The organism is Actinokineospora auranticolor, from assembly GCF_002934265.1.
Taxonomy (GTDB): Bacteria; Actinomycetota; Actinomycetes; order Mycobacteriales; family Pseudonocardiaceae; genus Actinokineospora; species Actinokineospora auranticolor.
The window spans coordinates 17,203-42,540 of sequence record NZ_PTIX01000023.1; the positions used below are offsets into that span (position 1 = coordinate 17,203).

At 71.3% G+C, this 25,338-nt stretch carries 22 protein-coding genes and 1 pseudogene; 2 read left to right on the forward strand and 21 right to left on the reverse strand.

Features of this window, described 5'->3' with window-relative positions:
• Nucleotides 1–522 precede the first annotated feature (522 nt).
• Genes pyrF through pyrR form a run of 7 tightly spaced genes read right to left on the reverse strand, consistent with a single transcriptional unit; the run spans nucleotide 523 to nucleotide 9,156 of the window.
• Nucleotides 523–1,353 carry an orotidine-5'-phosphate decarboxylase gene (gene pyrF, locus CLV40_RS29595; protein ID WP_104482299.1) on the reverse strand — a complete coding sequence of 277 codons (831 nt, stop codon included), beginning with the start codon at nucleotides 1,351–1,353 and terminating at the stop codon, nucleotides 523–525.
• Nucleotides 1,350–4,664 carry a carbamoyl-phosphate synthase large subunit gene (gene carB, locus CLV40_RS29600; RefSeq protein ID WP_104482300.1) on the reverse strand — a complete coding sequence of 1,105 codons (3,315 nt, stop codon included), beginning with the start codon at nucleotides 4,662–4,664 and terminating at the stop codon, nucleotides 1,350–1,352. The genes pyrF and carB overlap by 4 nt, the downstream gene beginning before the upstream one ends.
• Nucleotides 4,665–5,792 carry a glutamine-hydrolyzing carbamoyl-phosphate synthase small subunit gene (gene carA, locus CLV40_RS29605; RefSeq protein ID WP_104482301.1) on the reverse strand — a complete coding sequence of 376 codons (1,128 nt, stop codon included), beginning with the start codon at nucleotides 5,790–5,792 and terminating at the stop codon, nucleotides 4,665–4,667.
• Nucleotides 5,785–6,330, reverse strand: a complete 546-nt coding sequence (locus CLV40_RS29610) for a PH-like domain-containing protein (RefSeq protein WP_104482302.1) — start codon at nucleotides 6,328–6,330, stop codon at nucleotides 5,785–5,787. The genes carA and CLV40_RS29610 overlap by 8 nt, the downstream gene beginning before the upstream one ends.
• On the reverse strand, nucleotides 6,327–7,619 hold the full coding sequence (locus CLV40_RS29615) for a dihydroorotase (protein WP_104482303.1): 1,293 nt from the start codon (nucleotides 7,617–7,619) through the stop codon (nucleotides 6,327–6,329). Before CLV40_RS29615 ends, CLV40_RS29610 begins: the two co-directional genes overlap by 4 nt.
• Entirely contained in the window at nucleotides 7,616–8,566 is a 951-nt protein-coding gene (locus tag CLV40_RS29620; protein ID WP_104482304.1) for an aspartate carbamoyltransferase catalytic subunit, read from the reverse strand. The genes CLV40_RS29615 and CLV40_RS29620 overlap by 4 nt, the downstream gene beginning before the upstream one ends.
• On the reverse strand, nucleotides 8,563–9,156 hold the full coding sequence (gene pyrR / locus CLV40_RS29625) for a bifunctional pyr operon transcriptional regulator/uracil phosphoribosyltransferase PyrR (RefSeq protein ID WP_104482305.1): 594 nt from the start codon (nucleotides 9,154–9,156) through the stop codon (nucleotides 8,563–8,565). The genes CLV40_RS29620 and pyrR overlap by 4 nt, the downstream gene beginning before the upstream one ends.
• 253 nt (nucleotides 9,157–9,409) lie before the next feature.
• Between pyrR and bldD the strand changes: the two genes are divergently transcribed.
• The gene (gene bldD / locus CLV40_RS29630; RefSeq protein WP_018686187.1) at nucleotides 9,410–9,898 is read left to right on the forward strand and encodes a transcriptional regulator BldD; all 489 of its coding nucleotides are present in this window, start codon (nucleotides 9,410–9,412) and stop codon (nucleotides 9,896–9,898) included.
• 802 nt (nucleotides 9,899–10,700) lie between these two features.
• On the opposite strand, the gene nusB is transcribed toward bldD, so the two are convergent.
• Nucleotides 10,701–11,120 (reverse strand): transcription antitermination factor NusB, encoded by a 420-nt coding sequence (gene nusB, locus CLV40_RS29635; RefSeq protein WP_104482306.1) that lies wholly within the window; start codon nucleotides 11,118–11,120, stop codon nucleotides 10,701–10,703.
• Between the two features lies 1 nt (nucleotide 11,121).
• Nucleotides 11,122–11,685 carry an elongation factor P gene (efp, locus tag CLV40_RS29640; RefSeq protein WP_104482307.1) on the reverse strand — a complete coding sequence of 188 codons (564 nt, stop codon included), beginning with the start codon at nucleotides 11,683–11,685 and terminating at the stop codon, nucleotides 11,122–11,124.
• A gap of 199 nt (nucleotides 11,686–11,884) precedes the next feature.
• Between efp and CLV40_RS29645 the strand changes: the two genes are divergently transcribed.
• Nucleotides 11,885–12,358 (forward strand): hypothetical protein, encoded by a 474-nt coding sequence (locus CLV40_RS29645; protein WP_245931647.1) that lies wholly within the window; start codon nucleotides 11,885–11,887, stop codon nucleotides 12,356–12,358.
• 286 nt (nucleotides 12,359–12,644) lie between these two features.
• Here CLV40_RS29645 and aroQ read toward each other — a convergent pair whose 3' ends face one another.
• The 12 genes and pseudogenes from aroQ to CLV40_RS29710 all read right to left on the reverse strand — a co-directional run bounded on the left by aroQ (nucleotide 12,645) and on the right by CLV40_RS29710 (nucleotide 25,284).
• A complete protein-coding gene (gene aroQ / locus CLV40_RS29650) occupies nucleotides 12,645–13,076 on the reverse strand; it encodes a type II 3-dehydroquinate dehydratase (RefSeq protein ID WP_104482308.1) in 432 nt (143 codons plus the stop codon).
• Nucleotides 13,073–14,182, reverse strand: a complete 1,110-nt coding sequence (aroB, locus tag CLV40_RS29655; RefSeq protein ID WP_104482309.1) for a 3-dehydroquinate synthase — start codon at nucleotides 14,180–14,182, stop codon at nucleotides 13,073–13,075. The genes aroQ and aroB overlap by 4 nt, the downstream gene beginning before the upstream one ends.
• Nucleotides 14,183–14,204: 22 nt before the next feature.
• Nucleotides 14,205–14,741, reverse strand: coding sequence for a shikimate kinase (locus tag CLV40_RS29660; RefSeq protein WP_181043810.1), 537 nt, complete (start codon nucleotides 14,739–14,741; stop codon nucleotides 14,205–14,207).
• The gene (gene aroC, locus CLV40_RS29665) at nucleotides 14,738–15,928 is read right to left on the reverse strand and encodes a chorismate synthase (RefSeq protein ID WP_104482311.1); all 1,191 of its coding nucleotides are present in this window, start codon (nucleotides 15,926–15,928) and stop codon (nucleotides 14,738–14,740) included. Before aroC ends, CLV40_RS29660 begins: the two co-directional genes overlap by 4 nt.
• Nucleotides 15,929–16,947: 1,019 nt before the next feature.
• Nucleotides 16,948–17,825, reverse strand: a pseudogene (locus CLV40_RS29675) (IS5 family transposase).
• A gap of 371 nt (nucleotides 17,826–18,196) precedes the next feature.
• A complete protein-coding gene (locus tag CLV40_RS38440) occupies nucleotides 18,197–18,832 on the reverse strand; it encodes a prepilin peptidase (RefSeq protein ID WP_181043812.1) in 636 nt (211 codons plus the stop codon).
• A 533-nt stretch (nucleotides 18,833–19,365) separates the two neighbouring features.
• Complete coding sequence (locus tag CLV40_RS29685) at nucleotides 19,366–20,208, reverse strand: shikimate dehydrogenase (RefSeq protein WP_104482314.1); 843 nt, start codon at nucleotides 20,206–20,208, stop codon at nucleotides 19,366–19,368.
• Nucleotides 20,198–21,379, reverse strand: a complete 1,182-nt coding sequence (gene mltG / locus CLV40_RS29690; protein WP_104482315.1) for an endolytic transglycosylase MltG — start codon at nucleotides 21,377–21,379, stop codon at nucleotides 20,198–20,200. The genes CLV40_RS29685 and mltG overlap by 11 nt, the downstream gene beginning before the upstream one ends.
• A complete protein-coding gene (gene ruvX, locus CLV40_RS29695) occupies nucleotides 21,379–21,870 on the reverse strand; it encodes a Holliday junction resolvase RuvX (RefSeq protein WP_104482316.1) in 492 nt (163 codons plus the stop codon). Before ruvX ends, mltG begins: the two co-directional genes overlap by 1 nt.
• Nucleotides 21,867–24,530, reverse strand: coding sequence for an alanine--tRNA ligase (gene alaS, locus CLV40_RS29700; protein WP_104482317.1), 2,664 nt, complete (start codon nucleotides 24,528–24,530; stop codon nucleotides 21,867–21,869). The genes ruvX and alaS overlap by 4 nt, the downstream gene beginning before the upstream one ends.
• Before the next feature lie 59 nt (nucleotides 24,531–24,589).
• Nucleotides 24,590–24,868 (reverse strand): hypothetical protein, encoded by a 279-nt coding sequence (locus CLV40_RS29705; protein WP_104482318.1) that lies wholly within the window; start codon nucleotides 24,866–24,868, stop codon nucleotides 24,590–24,592.
• The gene (locus CLV40_RS29710; protein ID WP_104482319.1) at nucleotides 24,865–25,284 is read right to left on the reverse strand and encodes a DUF948 domain-containing protein; all 420 of its coding nucleotides are present in this window, start codon (nucleotides 25,282–25,284) and stop codon (nucleotides 24,865–24,867) included. Before CLV40_RS29710 ends, CLV40_RS29705 begins: the two co-directional genes overlap by 4 nt.
• Nucleotides 25,285–25,338: the final 54 nt, after the last annotated feature.

Here is a 25,338-nt window from a genome sequence, read left to right on the forward strand (position 1 = left end):
CGCGACGTTACCGACCCCTGGCCTGCTGGGACAACGCGGGTCCATCGTGTGCGGATCGTGACCGACCCGCCGAAGTTGATCAACAACGCGTGATCTCGTGTCCCTTGACCTGGGAGTATAGCCCAGTGGCTGCCGTCACTCTCGGCATCACGCAGCGCGATCGATCGCCGACGATCGGCGAAAGTGTCACCTCCGCCACTCTCCCGGGCCGCGCAACGCACCCGGACAGACCAACGCCGTCACACGCGCGTTCACCTGCCGGTTCACCTGCGGGGACGCGTGCGCAGGGCACGCCGAAGCCACCGAGATACCCGGCGGGCACTTCGGTGGCGGATTTCAGCGTCGGAATCGGTCGGGAATCGATGCCGTTCCGGGGTGAGTTTCGGTGGGGTTATCTCCGCGAGATCTGCTCGAGATTGTGTCCGATCGATGAGCGCTCGCCGACCGGGCAGGCGGTGGGAACGCGACCGGCCGGCGGGGGTCCCGCCAGCCGGTCGGTGTGGTGTTCCCGGGGGTTCTTGCTCAGCTCACCGCGGCCGCGAGGTCGTCGCGGACGCGGAGGGCGGCGGTGCGCAGTGCGGCCGGGTCGGGGCCGTGGCGCAGCACGTCGCGGGAGCTGGTGGGCAGCACGTGCGGCAGCGCGGGGCCGAAGACCCGCGCCAGGTCGGCCGGTCCGGCGCCCTGGGCACCCAGCCCGGGGGCCAGGATGGGCCCGTTGAGGCCGGAAAGGTCAAGATCCGTACGAGATACCGTAGCGCCCACCACGAGGCCGACGGAGCCCAGTGGGGCCGCGCCCGCGTTGCGGGAGGCCGCTTGGTCGACCACGGTCTGCGCGACGCTGCGGCCGTCGACGGCGGCCCGCTGCACGGTCGCGCCCTCGGGGTTGGAGGTCAGGGCGAGGACGAACACGCCCCGGCCGGTGCGCTCGGCCTCGGCCAGCGCCGGGTCCAGCGAGCCGAACCCCAGGTAAGGCGACACGGTGACCGCGTCGGCGGCCAGCGGGGACCCGTCGGACAGGTACGCCTGCGCGTACGCGGCCATGGTCGAGCCGATGTCGCCGCGCTTGACGTCGAGCAGCACCAGCGCGCCCGCCGACCGCGCGTCGGCGATGACCCGCTCCAGCACGGCGACGCCCTTCGAGCCGTACGCCTCGAAGAACGCCGACTGCGGCTTGAGCACCGACACGTCCCCGGCCAGCGCCTCCACGCAGGTCAGCGCGAACCGCTCCAGCCCGCTCGCGTCGCGGGGCAGGCCCCACTGGTCGAGCAGCCCCGGGTGCGGGTCGATGCCCACGCACAGCGGTCCGCGCGCGCCGACCGCCGCGCTGAGCCGGGCCCCGAAGGACGCGGTCACGACCGAGCCGCCCAGTCCGCGCGCAGGGCCTCTTGCAACGCCTGCAACGGCTGGACGCCGATGTCGTCGCGGATCAGCGCCTCGATGCCGTGCACGGCCGCCGCGGCGCCCTGGATGGTGGTGACGCACGGGATGTCGCGGGAGACGGCGGCGGTGCGGATCTCGTAGCCGTCGACGCGGGGCCCGTGGTTGCCGTACGGGGTGTTGATGACCATCTCGACACCGCCGTCGCGGATGAGGTCGACGATGTTGTCGTCGCCCTCGAAGTGCTTGCGCACGACCGTGCACGGGATGCCGTTGCGGCGCAGCACCTCGGCGGTGCCGGAGGTCGCGAGGACCTCGAAGCCCAGGTCGGCGAGCCGCTTGACCGGGAACACCATGGCCCGCTTGTCCCGGTTGGCGACCGAGACGAACACCCGACCGCTGGTGGGCAGGGAGCCGTAGGAGGCGGTCTGCGACTTGGCGAACGCCTTGCCGAACGAGGCGTCGATGCCCATGACCTCGCCGGTCGACTTCATCTCCGGGCCGAGCAGCGAGTCGACGCCCTGGCCCTCGGGGGTGCGGAAGCGGTGGAAGGGCAGGACCGCCTCCTTGACCGCGACCGGCGCGCCCGCCGGGAGTTCGGCGCCGTCGCCGGTGGCCGGGAGCAGGCCCTCGCCGCGCAGGTCGGCGATGGTCGCGCCGAGCATGATCCGGGCCGCGGCCTTGGCCAGCGGCGCGGCCGTGGCCTTGGACACGAACGGCACGGTGCGGCTGGCCCGCGGGTTGGCCTCCAGCACGTAGAGGACGTCGTCCTTGAGCGCGTACTGCACGTTGAGCAGGCCGCGCACGCCGATGCCGAAGGCGATGGCCTCGGTGGAGCGGCGCACGGCCTCCAGGTCGGTGCGGCCCAGGGTGATCGGCGGCAGCGCGCAGGACGAGTCGCCGGAGTGGATGCCCGCCTCCTCGATGTGCTCCATCACGCCGCCGAGGTAGACCTCGGTGCCGTCGCACAGCGCGTCGACGTCGATCTCGATGGCGTCGTCGAGGAACCGGTCGACCAGCACCGGGTGCTCGGGGCTGACCTCGGTGGCGCGCTCGATGTAGCCGGCCAGGGTGGCCTCGTCGTAGACGATCTCCATGCCGCGCCCGCCGAGCACGTAGGACGGGCGGACCAGCACCGGGTAGCCGATCTCGTCGGCGATGCGCTTGGCGCCGACGAACGAGGTCGCGGTGCCGTACTTCGGCGCGGGCAGCCCCGCGCCGGTGAGCACCTCGCCGAACGCGCCGCGGTCCTCGGCCAGGTGGATGGCCTCCGGCGGGGTGCCCACGATCGGCACGCCGACCTCGGCCAGCCGCCGGGCCAGACCGAGCGGGGTCTGGCCGCCGAGCTGCACGATGACGCCCGCGACGGTGCCGGAGGTCTGCTCGGCGTGCACGACCTCGAGGACGTCCTCGAAGGTCAGCGGCTCGAAGTAGAGCCGGTCGGAGGTGTCGTAGTCGGTGGAGACCGTCTCCGGGTTGCAGTTGACCATCACCGTCTCGTACCCGGCCGCGCGCAGCGCCATGGCCGCGTGCACGCACGAGTAGTCGAACTCGATGCCCTGCCCGATGCGGTTCGGGCCGGAACCCAGGATGAGCACCTTGGGGCGCTCGCGCTGCGGGGTGATCTCGGTCTCGGCCTCGGGGTCGAGCTCGTAGGCCGAGTAGTGGTACGGCGTCTTGGCGGCGAACTCGGCCGCGCAGGTGTCGACGGTCTTGTAGACCGGCCGCACGCCGAGGCGGTGGCGCAGGCTGCGCACCCCGTCCTCACCCGCCAGTTCGGGGCGCAGCGCGGCGACCTGGCGGTCGGACAGGCCCGAGCGCTTGGCGCGGCGCAGCAGCGGCTCGTCGAGCACGGGCGCGTTCTCGATCTCGCCGCGCAGCTGGACCAGCGACGCGATCTGGTCGATGAACCACGGGTCGATGCCGGAGGCGTCGTGCGCCTGCTGCACGGTGGCACCCATGCGCAGCGCGCGTTCGAGGGTGTAGAGCCTGCCGTCGTGCCCGAAGCGCAGCGCCTCCAGCGTCGACTCCAGCGTGACGACCGCCGGGTCCGCCGTGGTCCAGAAGCCGCCCGCCTTGGTCTCCATCGAGCGCAGCGCCTTGCCCAGCGCCTCGACGAAGTTGCGGCCGATCGACATGGCCTCGCCGACGGACTTCATCGTCGTGGTCAGCGTCGGGTCGGCACCGGGGAACTTCTCGAAGGCGAACCGCGGCACCTTGACCACGACGTAGTCCAGCGTCGGCTCGAAGGACGCGGGGGTCTCGCCGGTGATGTCGTTGCGGATCTCGTCGAGGGTGTAGCCGATGGCCAGCTTGGCGGCGATCTTGGCGATCGGGAAGCCGGTGGCCTTCGAGGCGAGCGCGCTGGAGCGGGACACGCGCGGGTTCATCTCGATGACGACCATGCGGCCGGTCTGCGGGTGGATGGCGAACTGGATGTTGCAGCCGCCGGTGTCCACGCCGACCGCGCGCAGCACGTCGATGCCGACGTCGCGCATGTGCTGGTACTCGCGGTCGGTCAGGGTCATCGCCGGGGCGACGGTCACCGAGTCGCCGGTGTGCACGCCCATCGGGTCGATGTTCTCGATCGAGCAGATGACCACGACGTTGTCGCGCTTGTCGCGCATCAGCTCGAGCTCGTACTCCTTCCACCCGAGCACGCTCTCCTCGATGAGCACCTCGGTGACCGGGCTCTCGGCGAGACCGGTGGAGGCGAGGCGCTCGAGCTGCTCGTGGGTGTAGGCCATGCCCGAGCCGAGGCCGCCCATGGTGAACGACGGTCGGATGACGACCGGCAGGCCCAGCTCGGCGACGGTCTCGCGGATCTCGTCCATGGAGTGGCAGACCCGGCTGCGCGGGGTCTCGCCGCCGATGTCGGCGACGATGTCCTTGAACTTCTGCCGGTCCTCGCCGCGCTGGATGGCGTCGATGTCCGCGCCGATCAGCTCCACGCCGTACTTCTGCAGCACGCCGCGCTCGTGCAGGGCGACGGCGGTGTTGAGCGCGGTCTGCCCGCCCAGGGTCGCCAGGATCGCGTCCGGGCGCTCGGCGGCGATGACCTTCTCGACGAAGTCGGGGGTGATCGGCTCGATGTAGGTGGCGTCGGCGAACTCCGGGTCGGTCATGATCGTCGCCGGGTTGGAGTTGACCAGGCTGACCCGCAGGCCCTCCTCGCGCAGCACGCGGCAGGCCTGGGTGCCGGAGTAGTCGAACTCGCACGCCTGACCGATCACGATCGGCCCGGAGCCGATCACCAGCACGTGCTTGATGTCGTCCCGCTTGGGCATCTACTTACCTTCCATCAAGGTCACGAACTGGTCGAACAGGTTCGCCGCGTCGTGCGGACCGGCGGCGGCCTCCGGGTGGTACTGCACGGAGAAGGCCGGGACCTCCAGCGCCCGCACGCCCTCGACGCAGCCGTCGTTGGGGCAGTAGTGGCTGACCGTGGCCCGGCCGAACGGGCTGTCGAAGTCCTTGCCGGGCTCGCCCTCGAGGGCGAAGCCGTGGTTCTGCGCGGTGATCGCGACCGCGCGGGTGGCCACGTCGATGACCGGGATGTTGATGCCGCGGTGGCCGTAGCGCAGCTTGTAGGTGCCCAGGCCCAGGGCGCGGCCCAGGATCTGGTTGCCGAAGCAGATGCCGAACAGCGGGATCCGCCGCTCGAGCACGCCCCTGGTGAGCGCGACGGCGTGGTCGGTGGTGGCCGGGTCGCCGGGACCGTTGGACAGGAACACGCCGTCGGCCTCGACCGCGAGCAGGTCGTCGAGGGAGCTTGTGGCGGGCAGCACGTGCGTCTCGATGCCGCGCGCGGCCAGCATCCGCGGGGTGTTCGACTTGATGCCCAGGTCCAGCGCGGCGACCCGGAACCGGCGCTCGCCGTCGGCGGGCACCACGTAGGTCTGCTTGGTGCTGACCTCGCTGGCCAGCTCCGCGCCCAGCATCTGCGGGCTCTCGAGCACGCGCGCGACCATCGCCTCGGGCGTGACCAGGGCGTCGCCGGAGAACACGCCCGCGCGCATGGCGCCGCGCTCGCGCAGGTGGCGGGTCAACGAGCGGGTGTCGACACCGCTGATGCCGACCACGCCCTGGGCGACCAGCTCGTCGTCGAGGGAGCGGGTGGCGCGCCAGTTGGAGGGGATCCGGGCGGGGTCGCGCACGACGTAGCCGGAGACCCAGACGCGGGCGGACTCGTCGTCCTCGTCGTTCCAGCCGGTGTTGCCGATCTGCGGGGCCGTGGCCACCACGATCTGCCGGTGGTACGAGGGGTCGGTCAGGGTCTCCTGGTAGCCGGTCATGGCCGTGCAGAACACGACCTCGCCGAAGGTGGCGCCGGTCGCGCCGAACGCCTCGCCGCGGAACACCCTGCCGTCTTCGAGGACCAGCGCGGCGGCCGTCCTGGTTGTTGTCTCACTCACCGTCGTGTCCTTCTCCGGTCTGGTTCGAGCAGAGGGCGCGCAGGGCGGGCACCCACCGCTCGTAGTCGTCCTTGTCGTCGGCGCGGAAGCCGGTGTCGAACTCCTGCTCGCCGACCGCCCAGCGGACCACGAGCAGGCCGTCGCGGCCCATCACCTTCCCGGCGATCCCGGCCTCGGTCCGCGCGGCCCGCACCGACCCGGCGGGGATCCACACGGGAGTGGCGCCGGTGCGGTCGAAGAGCAGGCCGTCGGCCAGCAGGTGGGCGGTGGCGTCGGCGCGGAAGCCGACGTCGCCGACCGCGACCCGGTCCTGCCAGCTCGCGCCGGTCACCGTGCTGGCGTAGACGCCCGTGCTGGGTGGCAGCACGGTCTCCGCGGCCCCCGACCGCACACTGGCCAGGAGGTCTTCCGGGGCCGTGGGCAGCGCGGGCAGCACCTTCGCCTGGCGGCGGGCACGGTTGCGGTAACCCCACCACATGAGCGCGACCAGCAGCAGGAACACCGCGACGAACAGCAGCGTCAGGCTGAGCCGGTTCACGCGGTCGCCTTCCCGTCCCGGGCGGTGACCTCGCCGCGCAGCAGGGTCAGCACCACCGTGCCGGGCAGGTCCATGCCCTCGTACGGGGTGTTCGCGGCGATGCTGGCCAGTTCGGCGCCGCGCACGGTCCAGCGGCCCGCCGGGTCGACCAGGGTCAGGGTCGCGGGCTCGCCCACCGCGATGGGGCGGCCCTGGTCGGGCAGCCCACCGATCTCGGCGGGGCGCTCGCTCATCACCCGCGCCACACCGCGCCAGTCCAGCAGCCCGGGCTCGACCATGGTCGCCACCACGATCGGCAGCGCGGTCTGCAGGCCGAGCATGCCGGGGCGGGCGGCGGACCACTCGCAGTCCTTGTCCTGCGCGGCGTGCGGGGCGTGGTCGGTGGCCACGCAGTCCAGCGTGCCCGCCGCGAGCGCTTCCCGCAGCGCCTTGGCGTCCGACGCGGTGCGCAGCGGCGGGTTGACCTTGTTCACCGGGTCGTAAGTGTTGAGCCGCTCGTCGTCGAGCAGCAGGTGGTGCGGGGTGACCTCCGCGGAGACCCGGGTGCCGCGCTCCTTGGCCCAGCGCAGCACGTCGGCGGTGCCCGCGGTGGAGACGTGGCAGACGTGCAGCCGCGCGCCGACGTGCTTGGCCAGCAGGCAGTCGCGGGCCACGATGGCCTCCTCGGCGACCGCGGGCCAGCCCGCCAGGCCCAGCCGCGCGGCCAGCTCGCCCTCGTGCGCCTGGGCGCCGACGGTGAGCCGGGGCTCCTCGGCGTGCTGGGCGATGACCGCGTCCAGCGCCCGGGTGTACTCCAGGGCCCGGCGCATGACCAGCGGGTCGGCGACGCAGAGGCCGTCGTCGGAGAACACCCGCACGCGCGCGGCGGAGCGGGCCATGGTGCCGAGTTCGGCGAGTTGCTCGCCCTTGAGGCCGACGGTGACCGCGCCGACCGGGTGCACGTCGACCAGGCCGACCTCGCGACCCCGGCGCCACACGTGCTCGACGACCACGGCGTTGTCGGCGACCGGGTCGGTGTTGGCCATGGCGAACACGGCCGTGTAGCCGCCGAGCGCGGCGGCCCGGGACCCGGTCTCGATGGTCTCGGTGTCCTCGCGGCCCGGCTCGCGCAGGTGCGTGTGCAGGTCGACGAAGCCGGGCAGGGCGACGAGCCCGCCCGCGTCGATGACCTCGGCGCCGCCGGTGTCCAGGCCGGTGCCGATCGCGGTGATCACGCCGTCGCGGATCTCGATGTCGACGGGGTCGCCTTCGCCGTAGGGCTTGGCGCCGCGGATGACGGTCGTGCTCATGCGGCGTCTTCCTCTCCGGCCAGCAGGTGGTACAGGACGGCCATCCGCACGTGCACCCCGTTGGTGACCTGCTCGGTGATGGCGGCGCGGGCCGAGTCGGCGACCGCGTGGGAGATCTCCATGCCGCGCAGCATCGGACCGGGGTGCAGGACCACGGCGTGCTCGGGCAGCAGGGACGCGCGGGCCTCGTTGAGGCCGTAGGCGATGGAGTACTCGCGGGCGGACGGGAAGAACCCGCCGTGCATGCGCTCGGCCTGCACCCGCAGCAGCATCACCGCGTCCAGGGTGGGCAGCTCGGGGTCGAGGTCGTGCGAGACCACCAGCGAGCCCGCCGCGCCGACCGGCCAGTCGCCGACGGCGGTGGGCAGCAGCGTGGGCGGGGCGACCAGGACGACCTCGGCGCCGAAGGAGGTGAGCAGGTGCACGTTCGACCGGGCGACGCGGCTGTGCAGCACGTCGCCGACGATCGCGATCCGCCTGCCCTCGACGCCGCCGAGCCGCTCCCGCAGGGTCGCCATGTCCAGCAGCGCCTGCGTGGGGTGCTCGTGCGTGCCGTCGCCCGCGTTGACCACGCTGGTGTTGGTGTGCGAGAGCCACGACGCGAGCCGGTGCGCGGCGCCGGAGGCCGGGTGCCGCACGATGACGCAGTCCGCGCCCGCGGCGGCCAGCGTCAGCGCGGTGTCGCGCAGGGACTCGCCCTTCTTGACCGAGGACCCCTTGGCGGAGACGTTCACCACGTCCGCGCTCATCCACTTGCCCGCGATCTCGAACGAGACCCGGGTGCGGGTGGAGTCCTCGTAGAACAGGGTGATGACGGTGCGGCCTCGCAGCGTCGGCAGCTTCTTGACCTCGCGGCCCAGCAGCGTCTTCTTCAGGCCCTCGGCGGTGTCGAGGATGACCCGCGCGGTGTCCGGGTCGAGCCCGTCGGTGCCCAGCAGGTGCTTCACGCGCCCTCCCCCGCCCGGTTCAGCAGGACCGCGTCGCGGTCGTCGGTCTCGCTCAACAGGACGTGGACCTCCTCGGAGCGCGCGGTGGGCACGTTCTTGCCCACGTAGTCGGCGCGGATGGGCAGTTCGCGGTGGCCGCGGTCGACCAGCACGGCCAGCTGCACGGCGCGCGGGCGACCGCCCGCGTCGCGCAGGGCGTCGAGCGCGGCGCGGATGGTGCGGCCGGAGAACAGGACGTCGTCGACGAGGATGACCAGCGCGTTCTCGATGCCGCCGACGGGCAGCTCGGTCTCGCCGAGCGGGCGGGTGGGTTTGCGCCGGAGGTCGTCGCGGTAGAGCGTCACGTCGAGGGTGCCGACGCCGACCTCCACGCCGCTGAACTCGGCCACGCGGCGGGCGAGGCGGTGGGCCAGCGGGGCTCCCCTGGTCGGGATGCCCAGCAACACGACCGGGCCCGCGTCGGACGCGCCGAGCGAGGTCTTCTCGATGACCTGATGGGCCATTCGGGCGATGGTGCGCGCCACGTCACCGGCGGACAACAGCTCGCGCCGCTCCGCCGGTTCCGGCGCGCCACGATGTCGCGGCGGCACTTCGGACTCCTTCCCCGCCTCACCGGACGGGTCATTAAAGGTGTCTAGCGACCCCTCTGACCTGGGGTCGACCCGACCGTACCAGGCGAGTGGGCGGGGCCAGGCGGGTGGTGTGCGTCGCTTTGCCGGGACCCGTGGGCCGGACCGGCTTGACCTGGTGACAACTCTGGGTAACCATTACTCAGCGTGTTGAAGTGAGGATACCCGCGGCAGTCCTTAGCGCCGTCGGGGCGAACGAATGGAGAACCGCCGCATGGGCGACTACGCCAAGGCGTTGGGGGCCAAGCTCCGCGCCATCCGCCAGCAGCAAGGGCTGTCGCTGCACGGCGTCGAGCAGAAGTCCGGTGGCCGCTGGAAGGCCGTCGTGGTCGGCTCGTACGAGCGGGGCGACCGGGCCGTGACCGTACAGAAGCTGGCCGAGCTCGCGGACTTCTACGGCGTGCCGGTGGTGGAACTCCTCCCCGAGGGCCGCGTCCCGTCCGGCGCCGAGCCCGCCACCAAGATCGTCATCAACCTCGAGCGGCTGCAACAGCTGCCCGCCGAGAAGGTCGGGCCGCTCGCCCGGTACGCCGCCACCATCCAGAGCCAGCGCGGCGACTACAACGGCAAGGTCCTCTCGATCCGCACCGAGGACCTCCGCTCCCTGGCGATCATCTACGACATGACCCCGGGCGAGCTCACCGAGCAGCTGATCGACTGGGGCGTGCTGCCCCCCGAGGCGCGCCCGTCCAAGGAGGACTAGGTTCGGCCTCCCGACACCCGACCAGGCAGACGGGGATACTGCCCGGTCGGGTGTTTTTCGTACGCCCCCACCACCCCGCACCCCGCAAAACCGGCCCTGACCTGCGATTTTCGCGGTTGTCCACATACCGCCGCCGCATCCACACCCCACCACACCCGGGCCCCCCGCACCCCCACCACCGGTAGGCTGGAGCAGGGCCGACCCCCCGGGATGGGTGGGGGCTGCGTGGATTCGGGGCGGCTTGCCGGAGCCTGGGGAAGTGGGTTCGGCGGTAGCCGCGGCAGCTTGAACCGGGTGCGCTGATGGATCTCCATCACCAGCGGATCACCGAACGCCCGGGGAACACCACTGTGCTGCCGCGCCACCCAGTTCGCTGACCTGCGCGGTGGTTCGCACCTGCTAGCCGGCCGCCGATCGGCCCGGTAGTTATACGACGTCAAACCGCCGCACACGCAGGTCAACGAGGCCGCCGCCGGGCGATACAGCTCGTCGGCGTGGTCGCGGGGACCGCGTGGATTCGGGGCGGCTTGCCAGAGCCTGGGGAAGTGGTTGGCGCTCACCGCGCGAAGGGTTTCGGGGCGTCGAGGCGCGGCCGGGTCAGTGAACGGCAGGGTGATGTGCCGGGGGTATCCGGCCCGAGAAATGGGCTGACCCGCCCGGCCTGTGGGGGATCATTGATCCAAGGGGGGTCTTCACAGGTCGGACGGGGCAGTGGGAAAACCGTAGCGGGGCGGAGGTCCGCGCCGGGTGCGCTGCGGGCCAACACGCCGTCGCTGGATCGGGTGAATCGGCGCCGCGGGGGCTAGAGGGTGGCGCGGAGGCGGTCGGCGATGCCCGCGATGCGGCCGAGAACGCCGTTGACGAACCGCGGGGAGTCGTCGGTGGAGAGGGATTTGGCCAGCTGGACGGCCTCGTCGATGGCCACGGCGTCGGGGACGTCGGCGGCCCAGAGGATCTCGTACAGCCCGAGGCGGAGCACGGCCAGGTCCACGGCGGGCATGCGGGCCAGGGTCCAGCCCTCGGCGTGTTCGGTGAGCAGTTCGTCGATGCGGGCGCGGTTCGCGCTCACGCCCTCGACCAGGGTCACCGTGTAGTCGTTGACCGGGGGGACGTCGGGGGAACCGACCCGGTCGGCCAGGAGCGTGACCGGGTCGGCGCCGCGGACGGCGGCCTCGAAGAGGAGGTCCACCGCCCGCTTGCGGGCTTTGCTGCGAGCACCCACGTCAGTTGTTGACCCGGCCGAGGTAGCGACCGTCGCGCGTGTCGACCTTGACCTTCTCGCCGGTGGTGACGAACAGCGGGACCTGGATCTCCGCGCCGGTCTCGAGCCGCGCGGGCTTGGTGCCGCCGGTGGAGCGGTCGCCCTGCAGGCCGGGGTCGGTGTGCTCGATGATCAGCTCGACGGAGGTCGGCAGCTCGATGAACAGCGGCACGCCCTCGTGCGAGGAGACCACGGCGGTGCCGTTCTCCAGCAGGAACCGGGACTGCTCGCCCACGGTCTCGGCGTTGATGCCGATCTGCTCGTAGGACTCGCCGTCCATGAAGTAGAACTCGGCGCCGTCGTTGTAGAGGTAGGTCATCTCGCGGCGGTCGACGGTGGCCGTCTCGACCTTGACGCCCGCGTTGAACGTCTTGTCGACGACCTTGCCCGTCATCACGTGCTTGAGCTTCGTCCGCACGAAGGCCGGACCCTTGCCGGGCTTGACGTGCTGGAACTCGACGACGGTCCAGAGCTGGCCCTCGAGGTTGAGCACCAGGCCGTTCTTCAGGTCGTTGGTCGAGGCCACTGGGGGGATCTCCTGTTGTCCGGGCGTGGTCGTCCGGCGGACCCGCGCGGGATCCCTCGACGACCATGGGCTGCTTCGTGGGTCGGTGGGAGGCGGGCGTGACGACACCCGGCCAGACGGCGACCGCTACTCCGGCGGGAAGTGTACCGTCGCCCGGCTTCCGGCCCGGCAACCGGGTTCCGGGGCCTACGCTGGAGTAATGCAGACGTGGCTGGTGCGCGGCGCGGCGTTGGCGGTGGTGCACGCGGGATCGGCCGTGGCCGTCGCCGCTTTGAAGGCCGCCGACCCGGTCGGGTGGCACGGGCTCGAGGCCCTGGTGCTGGGCGCCCTGGTCGGTGTCGCGGCGGTGTGGGCCGCGGTCGACGGGTGGCGCGGGGTCGTCGACCGGGGCCGGGCCTGGGTGATCGCGGCCTTAGTCGCCGGGTGGGGCGCCGCCGTGCTCGGCGTCGTCGGGCGCGCGGTGTTCGTCGACCAGACCGGGGTGAGCGCCCTCGGCCAGGCCCTGACGGGCGGCGCCGCGTTCACCGCCCTGCTGGTCCTGGTCCCGGCTGGACTGGGCCTCCTCGTCGGCCCCCGCCTGGCCCTGCGCGAACTCCCGGCCGACGACGAAGACCCGCCCGCCGCCACCCCCGCGCGGCAGGCGCCGTCCCCGCGCCGCCGCAACGCGGTCTGACACCGGCGCCCACCGTCGAGCGCGGGTCCGCATCACCGACCACACCGCAACACGGCCGAACGGGTGAGCCGGGCGCAACACGATCGGGTGAACCGATCCAGAGCCCCTGACCGCCTCGAATCCGGGTGTGCTCACCCTCGGTGAGCTGGTACCCGGTCGCCAACCGAGGCCGCGCCATGGCCGAGTTCAACCGCCACGCGCGCGGACGTGGACACCGACAACCGAGGTCTGCTTCGACGTCGGCGCAGGGCTCAGCCGTCGAACCGACGAGCGGCGGGTATCGCGCCTATCCCGCGTTCTTGGCCACCCAGCGCAGAGCCAAGTCGTAGCCGTCGACGCCGAGACCGACGATGACGCCCGCGGCGATGGCCGAGATGAAGCTGTGGTGCCGGAACTCCTCGCGCTGGTGGACGTTCGAGATGTGCACCTCCACCAGGGGCGCGGTGAGTTGCGCGGCGGCGTCCCGGACGGCGATCGAGTAGTGCGTCCAGGCACCCGCGTTGAGCACGACGGGGGTGGTGCTGTCGGCGGCCTCGTGCAGCCAGCCGAGCATCTCGCCCTCGTGGTCGGTCTGTCGGACCTCGACCTCCAGCCCCAGCTCGCGACCGGTCTCCTGGCAGAGCTCGACGAGCTGGGCGTAGGTGGTGCTGCCGTAGATGACCGGCTCGCGGCTGCCGAGCCTGCCGAGGTTGGGGCCGTTGAGGACGAGGACCTTCACAGCAGGACACCCCCGGACTGCTTGCCGTCGGCGGCGACGGCGGAGTAGGCGGCGGCCAGCAGCGCCGGGTCGGGCCCTTCGAGCCGGGCAGGCTTGGCGAGCCCGTCGAGGACGACGAAGCGCAGGACGCCGGACTTGGTCTTCTTGTCGCCCAGCATGGTCTCGATGAGCTGCGGCAGGGCGTCGGGGTCGTAGGTGACCGGCAGCCCGATCGAGGTCAGGATCGAGCGGTGCCGGTCGGCGGTGGCGTCATCGAGCCTACCCGCGAGCCGGGCGAGTTCGGCGACGAAGACCATGCCGACGCTCACGGCCGCGCCGTGGCGCCACCGGTAGCGCTCGCGGCGCTCGATGGCGTGGGCGAGGGTGTGGCCGTAGTTGAGCGTTTCGCGCAGGTTGGCCTCGCGCAGGTCGGAGGCCACGACGTCGGCCTTGACCTGGATCTTGCGCCGGATCAGCTCGGGCAGCACCGGACCAGCCGGGTCGAGCGCGGCCTCGGGGTCGGCCTCGATGAGGTCGAGGATGACCGGGTCGCCGATGAAGCCGCCCTTGACCACCTCGGCCATGCCCGCGACGAGCTCGTTGCGGGGCAGGGTGGCGAGGGTGGCGAGGTCGACCAGGACGGCGGAGGGCTCGTGGATGGCCCCGACGAGGTTCTTGCCCGCGTCGGTGTTGATGCCGGTCTTGCCGCCGACCGCCGCGTCGACCATGCCCAGCAGCGTGGTCGGCACGTTGACCAGCCGGATGCCGCGCATCCAGGTGGCGGCCACGAAGCCCGCCAGGTCCGTCACCGCGCCGCCGCCCAGCGCGACGACGGTCCCCTGCCGGTCCATGCCCATGCGGCCGAGCACTTCCCAGCAGAACGCGGCCACCGACAGCGCCTTGCCGTCCTCGGCGTCGGGGATCTCGACGGTGTGCGCGTCGATCCCGGCGCCGGTCAGCTCGTCCCGCGTCGCCTGCGCCGTGGCCGCCAGCGTCGGCGTGTGCACGATGGCCACCTTGGACGAGCCGCGCACCGCCTCGACCAGCTCGTCGAGCAGGCCACGGCCGATCACGACGTCGTACGGCTGTCCGGTAGCGACCCTGATGCGGCTCGGCTGCTCGGTCACGGGGTTCCCTCCGGTGCGGCGGTCACTGGTTCGGCCGCGGTGTCTGGTGTGGCGCGGCCCGGAGGGCGCCGACGATGTGGTCGACGATCTCCTCCGGCGTCGCGGAGTCGGTCGGTACCTCGACGGTCGCGATCTCCCGGTAGAGCGGCAGGCGCGCGTCCAGCAACTCCTTGAAGGTGGCCCGCGGGTTGACCCCGGCGAGCAGCGGCCGCGCCGTGGACAGCCCGGTGCGTCGAACGCCCTCGGCCAGCCCGACGTTGAGGAAGACCACGGTGTGCGCGGCCAGCAGCGCCCGCGTCGAGTCGGCCAGCACTGAGCCGCCGCCGAGCGCGAGCACGCCGTCGTGCTCGGCCAGCGCGGTGGCCACGGCAGCGGCCTCCAAGGCGCGGAACGCGGGTTCGCCGTCCTCGGTGAAGATGTCGGTCACCGGCTTGCCCGCGGTCGCGACGACGTCGGCGTCGGTGTCGCGGAACCCGACACCGAGCGCCGCGGCCAACGCCTCGCCGATGGTCGTCTTCCCCGCCCCCGGCGGGCCGACCACGACCGCGACCGGGCTCACCAGCGGTTCCGCACGGCGTCGAGGTAGCCCTCGACGTTGCGCTTGCTCTCGGCGATGGAGTCGCCGCCGAACTTCTCCAGCGCGGTCTCGGCCAGCACCAGCGCCACCACCGACTCCAGCACCACCCCGGCGCGGGGCACGGCGCAGACGTCCGAGCGCTGGTGGATGGCGACCGCGGGCTCACCGGTCACAACATCCACAGTGGACAGTGCGCGCGGCACCGTGGAGATCGGCTTCATGGCGACCCGAACCCGCAGCGGCTCGCCGTTGGTGATGCCGCCCTCCAGTCCACCCGCGCGGTTGGTCCGCCGGGTGACGCCGGTCAGCGTGCCCTCGGCCCGGTCGATCTCGTCGTGCGCCTGGCTGCCCCACCGCTGGGCGGTGGTGAACCCGTCGCCGATCTCGACGCCCTTCATCGCCTGCACGCCCATCAGCGCCCCGGCCAGCCGCGCGTCGAGCCTGCGGTCCCAGTGCACGTGCGAGCCCAAGCCCGGCGGCAGCCCGTAGGCGATGACCTCGATGACCCCGCCGACCGTGTCACCGGCTTTTTTGACGGCCTCGACCTCGGCGACCATCGCGTCGGTGCCCACCTGCCCGAAGGCCCGCACCGGGCTCTCGTCGATCGCGGCGAGGTCCTCGGGACCGGGGAGCGGTCCTTCCGGGGCCACCGCGCCGCCGATGGAAATCACGTGGCTGATGACCTCGACGCCGAGGAGCTGCCGCAGGAACGCCCGGGCGACGGTGCCCAGCGCGGTCCGACCCGCGGTCTCGCGGGCGCTGGCCCGCTCGAGGACCGGGCGGGCCTCGTCGAAGCCGTACTTCTGCATGCCCGCGAGGTCGGCGTGGCCGGGCCGGGGCCGGGTCAGCGGCTCGTTGCGCCCGAGCTCGGCGAGTTCGGCCGGGTCTACCGGGTCGGGGGACATGACCCGCTCCCACTTGGGCCACTCGGCGTTCTCGATCCGCACCGCGACCGGTCCACCCTGGGTCAGGCCGTGGCGGACCCCGCCGAGGAACTCGACCGCATCCGTCTCGAATCCCATCCGGGGGCTGCGGCCGAAGCCGAGCCTGCGCCTGGCCAACTGGGCGTTGAGGTCGTCGGTCGTGACCTCCACGCCCGCCACCATGCCCTCCAGCACGGCGACCAACGCGGGGCCGTGTGACTCTCCAGCGGTTATCCAACGCAGCACCTCCTGATCCTGTCATGAGGGCACACCTCCCCGGCGCCCGGCGTGACCTTGACGACCTCGACATGTCCGCTCCCCGGACCGGTCCATTCCACTCTCCGAACTTGAGCAGCTCAGCAGACTTGCCACCCCGCGATCCCTCCTTGCCCAGCGACGTCACGACCGCGCCGATGCTCGATCGACGAAGCGATTCCAGGGCACCGGCCTCCGGAAAGCCGGTCGAACCGGTGGTCCCGGCACACCCGGGGTCAGAAGCACCGCCTACCGCGTGCCGGTGCCTGTCTCCAAGGCCCGAGCGCGAGGGTGGCCACAGGTCGACCATGGCGTGGAACGAACCGGGGTCTTGTCGTAGCGGGTGGCGATGGCCCGGTGTTGTGTGAGCAGGTCGATGCCGCATTCCACGGTGTGGTGTTGTTGGTATGTCTCGGTGTCGAACGCGGGCGGGCGCCCACCGGAGGAGCCTTTGTTCTTGCGGTGGGCGGCTTGGTCGCGGGGTTGGGCGATCGTGGCCCTGATGCCCCGTCGGCGCAGGCAGGACCTGTTCGCGAGAGAGGAGCAGGCCTTGACCGCGAGCACCCGACCGGGCCGGGTCCCGGGACGGCCGCCGCCGGAACAGGACACCCGGATGCCCTCGATCACAGCAGTGAACTGCGGGCTGTCACCGCGGCGCCCGGCGGCGAGCAGCAACGACAACGGCGTGCGCCCCTGCTCACACGCCAGGTGCGGCGTGCTGGTCCACCCGCCACGCGCCCTGCCCAGCGCATGACCGTCCGGTTCGCTCCCACCTGCCGGGGTGTCGAGTGGCTCGACCCGCAGAGCCCTCTATTCCTCGCCCCGGGCGCCATGGTCATGGACACGGGTGATCGAGCCCGGACCGTTACCACCACGCCGGTCACGAGGTCTCCGGTGGTACAGGCTCGCTCGGTCGCTTACCCGTCTACCGAAGACCTCTCCACATCCCGGACACCACCACACCCAAGATCCACATCTGAAACACGGCCTAGGTCGTGTCCTGTGGATCTTCATCGGAGGTGAAGGACGATGCAGGCGAGGATCATCTCGGCGCGGTGGTAGGCGGCTCGTTTCGCGTATCTGGTGGCCAGGCCGCGGAATTGTTTGAGGCGGTTGAAACAGCGTTCGACGACGTTGCGGAGCTTGTAGAGGTCGGGGTCGAAGGCCGGTGGTCTGCCACCGGCCGAGCCCTTGGCCTTGCGGCGAGCGATCTGATCGACGCGTTCAGGGATGGTGGCCTTGACCCGCCGCTGCCGTAACGCGGTGCGGGTGCTCGGGTGGGTGTAGGCCTTGTCGGCGATCACCCTCCCGACCCGCACCCGCCGCCCATCGACGTCGATGGTGTGGATATCGCCGAGCAGCGGCAACAGCTGCGGGTTGTCCCCGGCCTGGCCTGGCGTCAGGATCACCGCCAGTGGCAGACCCGCGGCGTCGACCGCCAGGTGGAGCTTGGTGCTCAGTCCGCCTCGGGAACGTCCGAGACATTCCCCGTCGACGGCGAGGTCCTCGATCCAGTCCGCGCAGCCCCCTTTTTCCGGGCACCGGCGGCGTGCTGGTGCGCCCGGACACTGGTGGAATCGACGCTGACCACGAACGCGACGTTGTCCTCCAGCGTTCCGAGGGAGTCGTCTTTGACGATCACGTGCTCCAGGATCCGATCCCAGGTCCCGTCCACGGTCCACTTCCGCAACCGCTCGTGCGCGGTCTTCCACGGCCCATACCGTTCCGGCAGGTCACGCCACGGCGCACCGGTGCGTTCCTTCCACAGGATCGCGTCGATCACCTGCCGGTGACTACGCCACCGGCCACCACGCCGCCCGCTCTGCGCGGGCAACAACGGCGCGATCACCGCCCACGCCTTGTCCGTCAACTCACCACGTCCGACCACACCCCATCATCCACACACGATCACGACAAAGATCCGCAGGACACGGCCTAGCCGCAGCGCCTAGCCTTGGCCTTCGCCTTGAACAGCATCTCGTTGCTGACCTGGCGGACCTTACCCCGAGGCCGTCACTTGCCTCCCGGAACGGGAAGCAAGAGCTCGATCACCCGCCATTGCTCACCGGTCGACTCATGCCCCGCACCCGATAGCAAGCGGCGCGTTTGGCGTGGCTGGTGGACAGGGTCCCGAACTGGTCGAATCTGTTCTTGGAGCGTTCGACCACGTTGCGGTGTCGGCAGGCTCGAACCGAGTGCGTGCCTGTCGCAGGCGAGGCGGATTTTCGTGGACGGGCGCCGCAGGCCGGTCCTAGGCGCTCACAGGTACGCGGGTAAGACCAGCGCGTAGGTCGCGGCGAGTAGACCAGGGCCGTGTGGGATGGATCGGCCCCAGCCCGGGTAGAGGGTGAGCGTGATGATCGCGGCGATGCCGGGGGCGAGGAGCAGCGCCCATGGGCCTGCGGCTCCCAGCATGGCACCGAGGGACAGGGAGAGCTTGACGTCGCCGAAGCCGAGGGCGGAAGGGGACAGGTAGTGGGCCAGTGCGTGGAATCCTGCGAAGGCCAGGCTTCCGATGACGGCGTCGCGGAGCAGGGTGAGACCTGGGCCCGCGATGGCCGCGTAGGTGAGGAGCAGCAGGGCGAGCGGGATCGCGGGGAGGGTCAGGAAGTCGGGCAGTCTGCGGTGGCGGAGGTCGATGGCAGTGAGGGGCACGGCGAGAGTGACGAGCAACAGGACCGGCGGCAACCACCACGACGGGATCAGGTGTGCGCACGCGGCGGTGGCCGACCAGAGAACCACCGCCGGGTACTCACACCAACCGGCAGGCACGGCGGTCTCCGGGTGGAGGCGGGCGGCGAGAACCCTTGTGGCCGCACCGATCGCGAACCCGACGACTCCGCCCAGGAAGACGAGCACCGGTAGCTGAACGGGCAGGACGTTGCCCGCGAGCACCAAGAACAGCGCGACGGGCCAGAACAGGCGAGGACCGGCCCAACGGGCAGATCTCGCCGCCAACGTGCGTCGAAGGAATTCCCGAAGGCGACCGGGACTCCGGCCCGGAGGCGCGGGATGTGGTTGTGGCGCCTGGGGATCGGGTTGAGCGGGACGGAGTGGAAGGTCGCGGAATGGCAGCGGGATACCGCGCGGCCGTGGCACGCGACGACGGAAAGAGGTGGGCACAGCGGGTGACGCGGGGTTGATGGTGTCGGGAGTGGATGCGTTGGGGGCAGGGATGTTTATGGCGGGGCGATTCGGACAGGGAAAGGCCGTCGGAGCGCCTGCGGGTGTGCCCGACCTGGCTACTTGGGCGGGTTGACTTGCGCGACAACAGGTCCTGGAGTCCGAAGTGGAGAGAAGAGGAAGGGTTTTGGGGAGTGGCACTGAGATCTCCTTTGCTCGCTTTCCAGGTTAGGCGAGCAAAGGGGAGGGCGGCAGTCGCTCAATGCGGTGGGGATGGAGTGTTTGACAGGATTGGCGAGGTGTGCTTACAGCGGTAGGTCGTGGAGCGCGCCGGTGGCCTCGCGCAGCGCCGAGCGCATGGCGGCGCGGGGGGCGGGGGCGCCGGTGAAGTGGGTGACCTGGCCGAACGCCTGGTGGAGCAGCATGTCGAGGCCCGTGGCCACCCGGCCGCCCGCCGCCGTCACGGCCTCGGCCAGCGGCGTGGGCCAGGGGTGGTAGATGACGTCCAGCAGGTGCGGGGTTGTGGACAACTCCCGGGCCAGCGGAGCGGTCGCCGCGGGCGGCACGGTGTTGACCAGGACGGAAGAGGCCACGGCGAGACGGGCGAGATCCACGTCCGACAAGCGCAGGACTTCCAGCGGCAAAGCCGACTTCTCCGCGCACTCCACGGCGTCCACGGCCCGCGCCGGATCACGGACCACCACCGTCGCCGACTCGATGCCCAACTCCGCGAACGCTGCCAAGGCAGCGCACGCAGTCCCACCAGCACCCAAGATGACGCCATTAACGCCATCCGCGAACCCCGTGGCCCGTAGTGCGCCAACCACGCCATCGATGTCCGTGCAGTCCGCGAACCACCCGTCCGCACCGCGGACCAGCGTGTTGGCCGCCCCCACCGCCTCCGCGCGCGAGGACACCGAGGAGGCGACCGCCAAGGCCGCGCGCTTGCCGGGCATGGTCACCGACAGCCCCACCCACTCCTCCCCCAGGTCCGCGACGAACCCGGGCAACCGCTGCTCGTCGCACTCGACGCGGTCGTAGGACCACTCCAGGCCGAGCGCGGCGTAGGCGGCGCTGTGCAGGACCGGGGACAGCGAGTGCGCCACGGGCGAGCCGAGGACGGCCGCCCTGCGCCGGTCAGTAGGCATCGTTCTTTTCGGCCAGCGCCACGTTCGCCTGGTGCTCTTCCAACGTGTTCGCGAAGCAGGAGGTGCCGTCCTTCTGGCAGCGGACGAAGAACACCCACGTGCCGTCGACGGGCTTGGCCGCCGCTTCCAGCGCCTCGCGGCTGACCGCGGCGATCGGCGTCGGCGGCAGACCGGTGTTGGCGTAGGTGTTGTACGGGCCCGCCTTCGCGCGGTCCTCCGGCTTGGTCATGATCGAGGGCCGGTCGAGCACGTAGTTGACCGTGGAGTCGTATTCCAGCTTCATGCCCTTGGCGAGCCGGTTGTACGTCACCCGGGAGACCTTGCCGAAGTCGCCGACGATGGCCTCGCGCTGCACCAGCGACCCCATGACCAGCAGCTGGTACGGCGTGAAGCCGGTGGCGTCGGCCAGTGCGGGCATGCCCACGCTCTGCAACCGCGCCGAGGAGTCGGCGACGAGCTTCTTCAGCACTTCCTCCGCGGACGTGCCCGGCTTGACCTCGTAGACGTCCGGCATGATCAGGCCTTCGAGCCTGCGCTTGGGTTCCGGCGAGTTGCTCGCGTCCGGGATGGCCCACTCGGGCACGCCGAGCGCGCTCAGGTTGGCCGTCTCGACCGTCTTGCGCAGGTCCTCGACCGAGACGCAGGTCTGCTTGCCGTTGAGGTTCGCGCAGCTGGCCTTCGAGATGAGGGAGTACACCCCGGGGGTCACCGCGGTGCCGTTGGTGATGTCGTCGAACTGGGTGCCCGCCTTGATCTGCAGGTTGCCCACGCGCGAGGTCGGGTTGACGATGCGGGTGACGGCGTCCTTGCCGGAGATCTTGGTGCGCATGACGTAGTAGCCCGGTTGCACAGAGCGCACGCGGTTGTCGTCCTCCGACGCCGCGACGAACGCGCGGGAGCTGGCGACGACCCCGTCGTCCTTGAGCCGGTTGGCGATGGCACCCGTGCTGTCGCCGCCCTTGACCTCCACCACGATGTCGGTCTCGCCCGCGCCCTGGAAGTCGTCGTAGTCGCCGATGCCGGACAGCTGCCGCCACCCGTACCAGACGCCCCCGCCGATGAGGGCGAGCACGACCAGGCCGAAGACCGCGAGCTTGACCCGCCTGCGGTCCTTGCGCGGCTTGCCGCCTTCTTCCTGCTCCTCGAAGAACCCCAGCTCGTCGTCGGTCATCATTCCGCCTCCGCAGATCGTGCGAGCGCAGCCGACCGGGCGTCGAGCCAGGACTGCAGGATCTCCACAGCCGCGGCCTGATCGACGACGGCGCGTTGGCGCTTGCCGCGGACCCCGCGCGCACTGAGCATCCGCGACGCGGACACCGTGGTCAGCCGCTCGTCGGCGAGCCGCACCGGGATCGGGGTGATCCGGCGGGCCAACTCGGTGGCATAGGCGACGGCACCGTCAGCGGCGGCGCCGTGCCGCGCCGCGAGCGTCCTGGGCAATCCGACCACCACTTCGACCACCTCGTGCTCGGCGACGAGCTCGGTGAGCCGGTCGAGGTCGCTGCCCGACCGCTCGTCGCGGGACAGCGTAACGAGGGGAGTGGCCAAAACGGGAGTCGGATCGCTCACTGCGACCCCGACGCGGACGGAGCCGACGTCCACGGCGAGCCTGCGGCCACGCCCCGGGTCGTCGGCCCCCGGCCGGTCGGGTTTGGCGTTCATGCGCTGGTCAGCGCCTTGCGGAGCGCGGTCACCGCCTCGGCGACACCACCCGGGTTGGCGCCGCCGCCCTGCGCCATGTCCGGCTTGCCGCCGCCGCGTCCTTCGATGGCCGAGACAAAAGAAGGCACGAGTTTGCCCGCGGCGATGCCGTTGTCGCGGGCGGTGGCGGTGGTGGCGACCACGAAAGCCACCTTGTCACCGTCGGTGGAGAACAGCGCCACTACGCCGGAACGCGAACCAAGGCGGTTGCGGACCTCGACGGCCAGCGAGCGCAGGTCGTTGCCGCCCACGCCGTCCGGGACCTGGAGGGCGACGAGAGCGGTCCCGTCGACGTCCTCGGCCTTGTCGGCGAGCGTGCCCGCCGACGACAGCAACTGCCCCGCGCGCAGCTTCTCCAGTTCCTTCTCGGCACCGCGCAGCCGGTCGACCAGGGCCTCGACCCGGGCCGGGACCTCGTCGCCGGGGACCTTGAGCAGCGTGGCGAGGTTCTGCACGAGCGCGCGTTCCTTGGCCAGGTAGCGCATGGCGTCCATGCCGACGTAGGCCTCGAGGCGGCGGCTGCCGGAGCCCACCGACGACTCGCCGATCAAGGTGATCGGGCCGATCTGCGACGAGTGCTCCACGTGCGTGCCACCGCACAGTTCGCGCGACCAGGGGCCGCCGATCTCGACGACGCGGACCGTTTCGTCGTAGGTCTCGCCGAAGAGGGCAACGGCGCCCAACTCCTGCGCACCGCCCATGTCGGTGTAGACGACCTTTACCGGCAGGTCTTTGCGCACAGCGAGGTTGGAGACCTCTTCGATCTCACTACGGGTGTCCGACGACAAGGCACCGGACCACGCGAAGTCGAGCCTCAGGTAGCCGGGCTTGTTGTAAGAGCCGCTCTGCAGCGCGGTGGGGCCGAGAACTTCCCTAAGAGCGGCGTGCACGACGTGGGTGCCCGAGTGGCCCTGTCGGGCGCCGATACGCCACTCCGGGTCGACCAGGGCCTCGACGTTGAGCCCCTCGACGATCTCGCCGCTGCGCACCCGGACCCGGTGGACCCACAGCTTGCGGGCCACCTTCTGCACGTCGAGCACTTCCAGCTCGACACCGGGGCCGGTGATGGTGCCCGCGTCGCTCTCCTGGCCACCGGACTCGGCGTACAGCGGGGTCCGATCGAGGATGACCTCGACGATCTCGCCCTCGGCGGCACGGCGGACCCGGGCGCCTTCGCGCACCAACCCGCGCACGGTGGCCTCGGCGGACAATGTCTCGTAGCCAAGAAACTCCGTGGCCCCCTGGGCGAGGAGGTCGCGGTAGACCGTCTGGTCGCCGTGGCCGGTCTTGCGGGCGGCGGCGTCGGCCTTGGCGCGGGCGCGCTGCTCGGCCATCAGCTCCCGGAAACCCGTCTCGTCGACGGTCAGCCCCTTCTCGGCGGCCATCTCCAGGGTGAGGTCGATCGGGAAGCCGTAGGTGTCGTGCAGCTGGAAGGCCTTGTCGCCGGGCAGCTGCGCGTGCCCCTCGGACTTCAGCTGGTCGGCGGCGAGGTCGAAGATGCGCGACCCGCTGGCCAGGGTGGACAGGAAGGTCTCTTCCTCCTTGCGCATGATCGATTCGATGCGCGGGAAGTCCGAGGCCAGTTCCGGGTACGAGGGCGACATCGTGTCGCGCACTACGGCGGCGAACTCGCCCAAGACGGGCTCGGTTACGCCCAAGAGGCGCACGGAACGCACGATGCGGCGCAGCAGGCGGCGCAGCACGTAACCGCGGGCCTCGTTGCCGGGGGTGACACCGTCGGCGATGAGCATCATGCCGCTGCGCGCGTGGTCGGCGATCACCCGGAAGCGGACGTCGTCGACGTGGCTGCCGGAGCCGTACCGGCGGCCGGACATCTCCTCGGCCTTGCCGATGACCGGGCGGACCAGGTCGGTCTCGTAGACGTTGTCGACACCCTGCAGCAGGGTGGCGACGCGCTCGATGCCCATGCCGGTGTCGATGTTCTTCGTGGGCAGCGAGCCGATCGGCTTGTGCCCGGCCTTGGGGCTGAGCTCGCCGCGCTCGTCCTGCATGAAGACGAGGTTCCAGATCTCGAGGTACCGGTCCTCGTCCGCGACCGGGCCGCCGTCGCGGCCGTGCTCGGGGCCGCGGTCGTAGTAGATCTCCGAGCAGGGGCCACCGGGACCGGGCACACCCATGTCCCAGTAGTTGTCCTTGCCGTCACGGCGCTGGATGCGCTCTTCGGGCAGACCGGCGATCTTGCGCCACAGCTCGAAGGCCTCGTCGTCGTCGTCGTAGACGGTGGCCCACAGGCGGTCGGGGTCGAAGCCGTAGCCGCCGTCGGTGACGCCGTTGGTGATCAGCGACCAGGCGAACTCGATGGCCCCGGCCTTGAAGTAGTCGCCGAAGGAGAAGTTGCCCGCCATCTGGAAGAACGTGTTGTGCCGGGTGGTCTTGCCGACCTCGTCGATGTCCCCGGTGCGCACGCACTTCTGCACGCTCGTGGCCCGGTCGTACGGCGGCGGGGCCTGGCCGAGGAAGTACGGCTTGAACTGCACCATGCCCGCGTTGACGAACAGCAGGTTGGGGTCTTCGAAGATCAGCGACGCGCTGGGCACGAGGGTGTGGCCGTTGCGCGTGAAGTGGTTCAGGAAGCGGCTTGAGATCTCGTGGGTCTGCACTGGGGGTCCTCTGTCGCGAGTGGTCGGTCTGGTGCGGCGCGGCGGACGGCGGGCACGGCTCAGCCGTCCGCCCTGCGCGCTCGCGCGTCGCGGCGGCGGGGACCTGGGGTTACGCCTGACCGGCGCTCCACCGCGTCGGACAGTTCTTCTTCGCGTTCGACCATGCCCGCGCGCACGTCCGCGCCGAAGGCACCGATGGCACCGGCGAGCTCGTGCACGGCGTCACCGAGGTTGCCCGCGATACCGGCGGGGGTGACGGCGTGGGCGGTCCGACGGGCCTTGCGGGACAGGGCGACCCCGGCAGCGACACCGACGCCCAGCCAGAACAGCCGCCTCATGAGCGCCCCCCGCGGCGGACGGCGCGGCGGCGGCCGGACGAGTGCTTGCCCTCGACCCCGGCCTTGGCCTTGCGGCGGGCCCGGATGGCCTTGCTGACGCCGTAGGACAGCGCGGCGGCCTTGACCAGCGGACCGCCGAGGGTGGCGGTGAAGACCGAGGCCAGCGCCGAGACGTTGCCGGTGACGGCCTGGGCGTTGGCGGTGATCCCGTCCACCCGTTCGAGCTGGGTGTTGACGTGGGTCAGGGTCGTGTTCGCGCCGGAGAAGAGCGGGTCGCTGTTCTCGTGGGCCTTGCGGATGGCGATGGTGGCCTCGTCGAGCGTGCGGCCGAGCTTGACCAGCACGATGCCCATCAGCACTACCAGCAGCACGAACGCCCCTGCGGCCACCAGCGCGGCGATCTGCCCTGCTGTCACGGGCCCTCCTCAATAGGCTTGACCGGCGGATTGATCCGCGCCAGGCTACCGCGC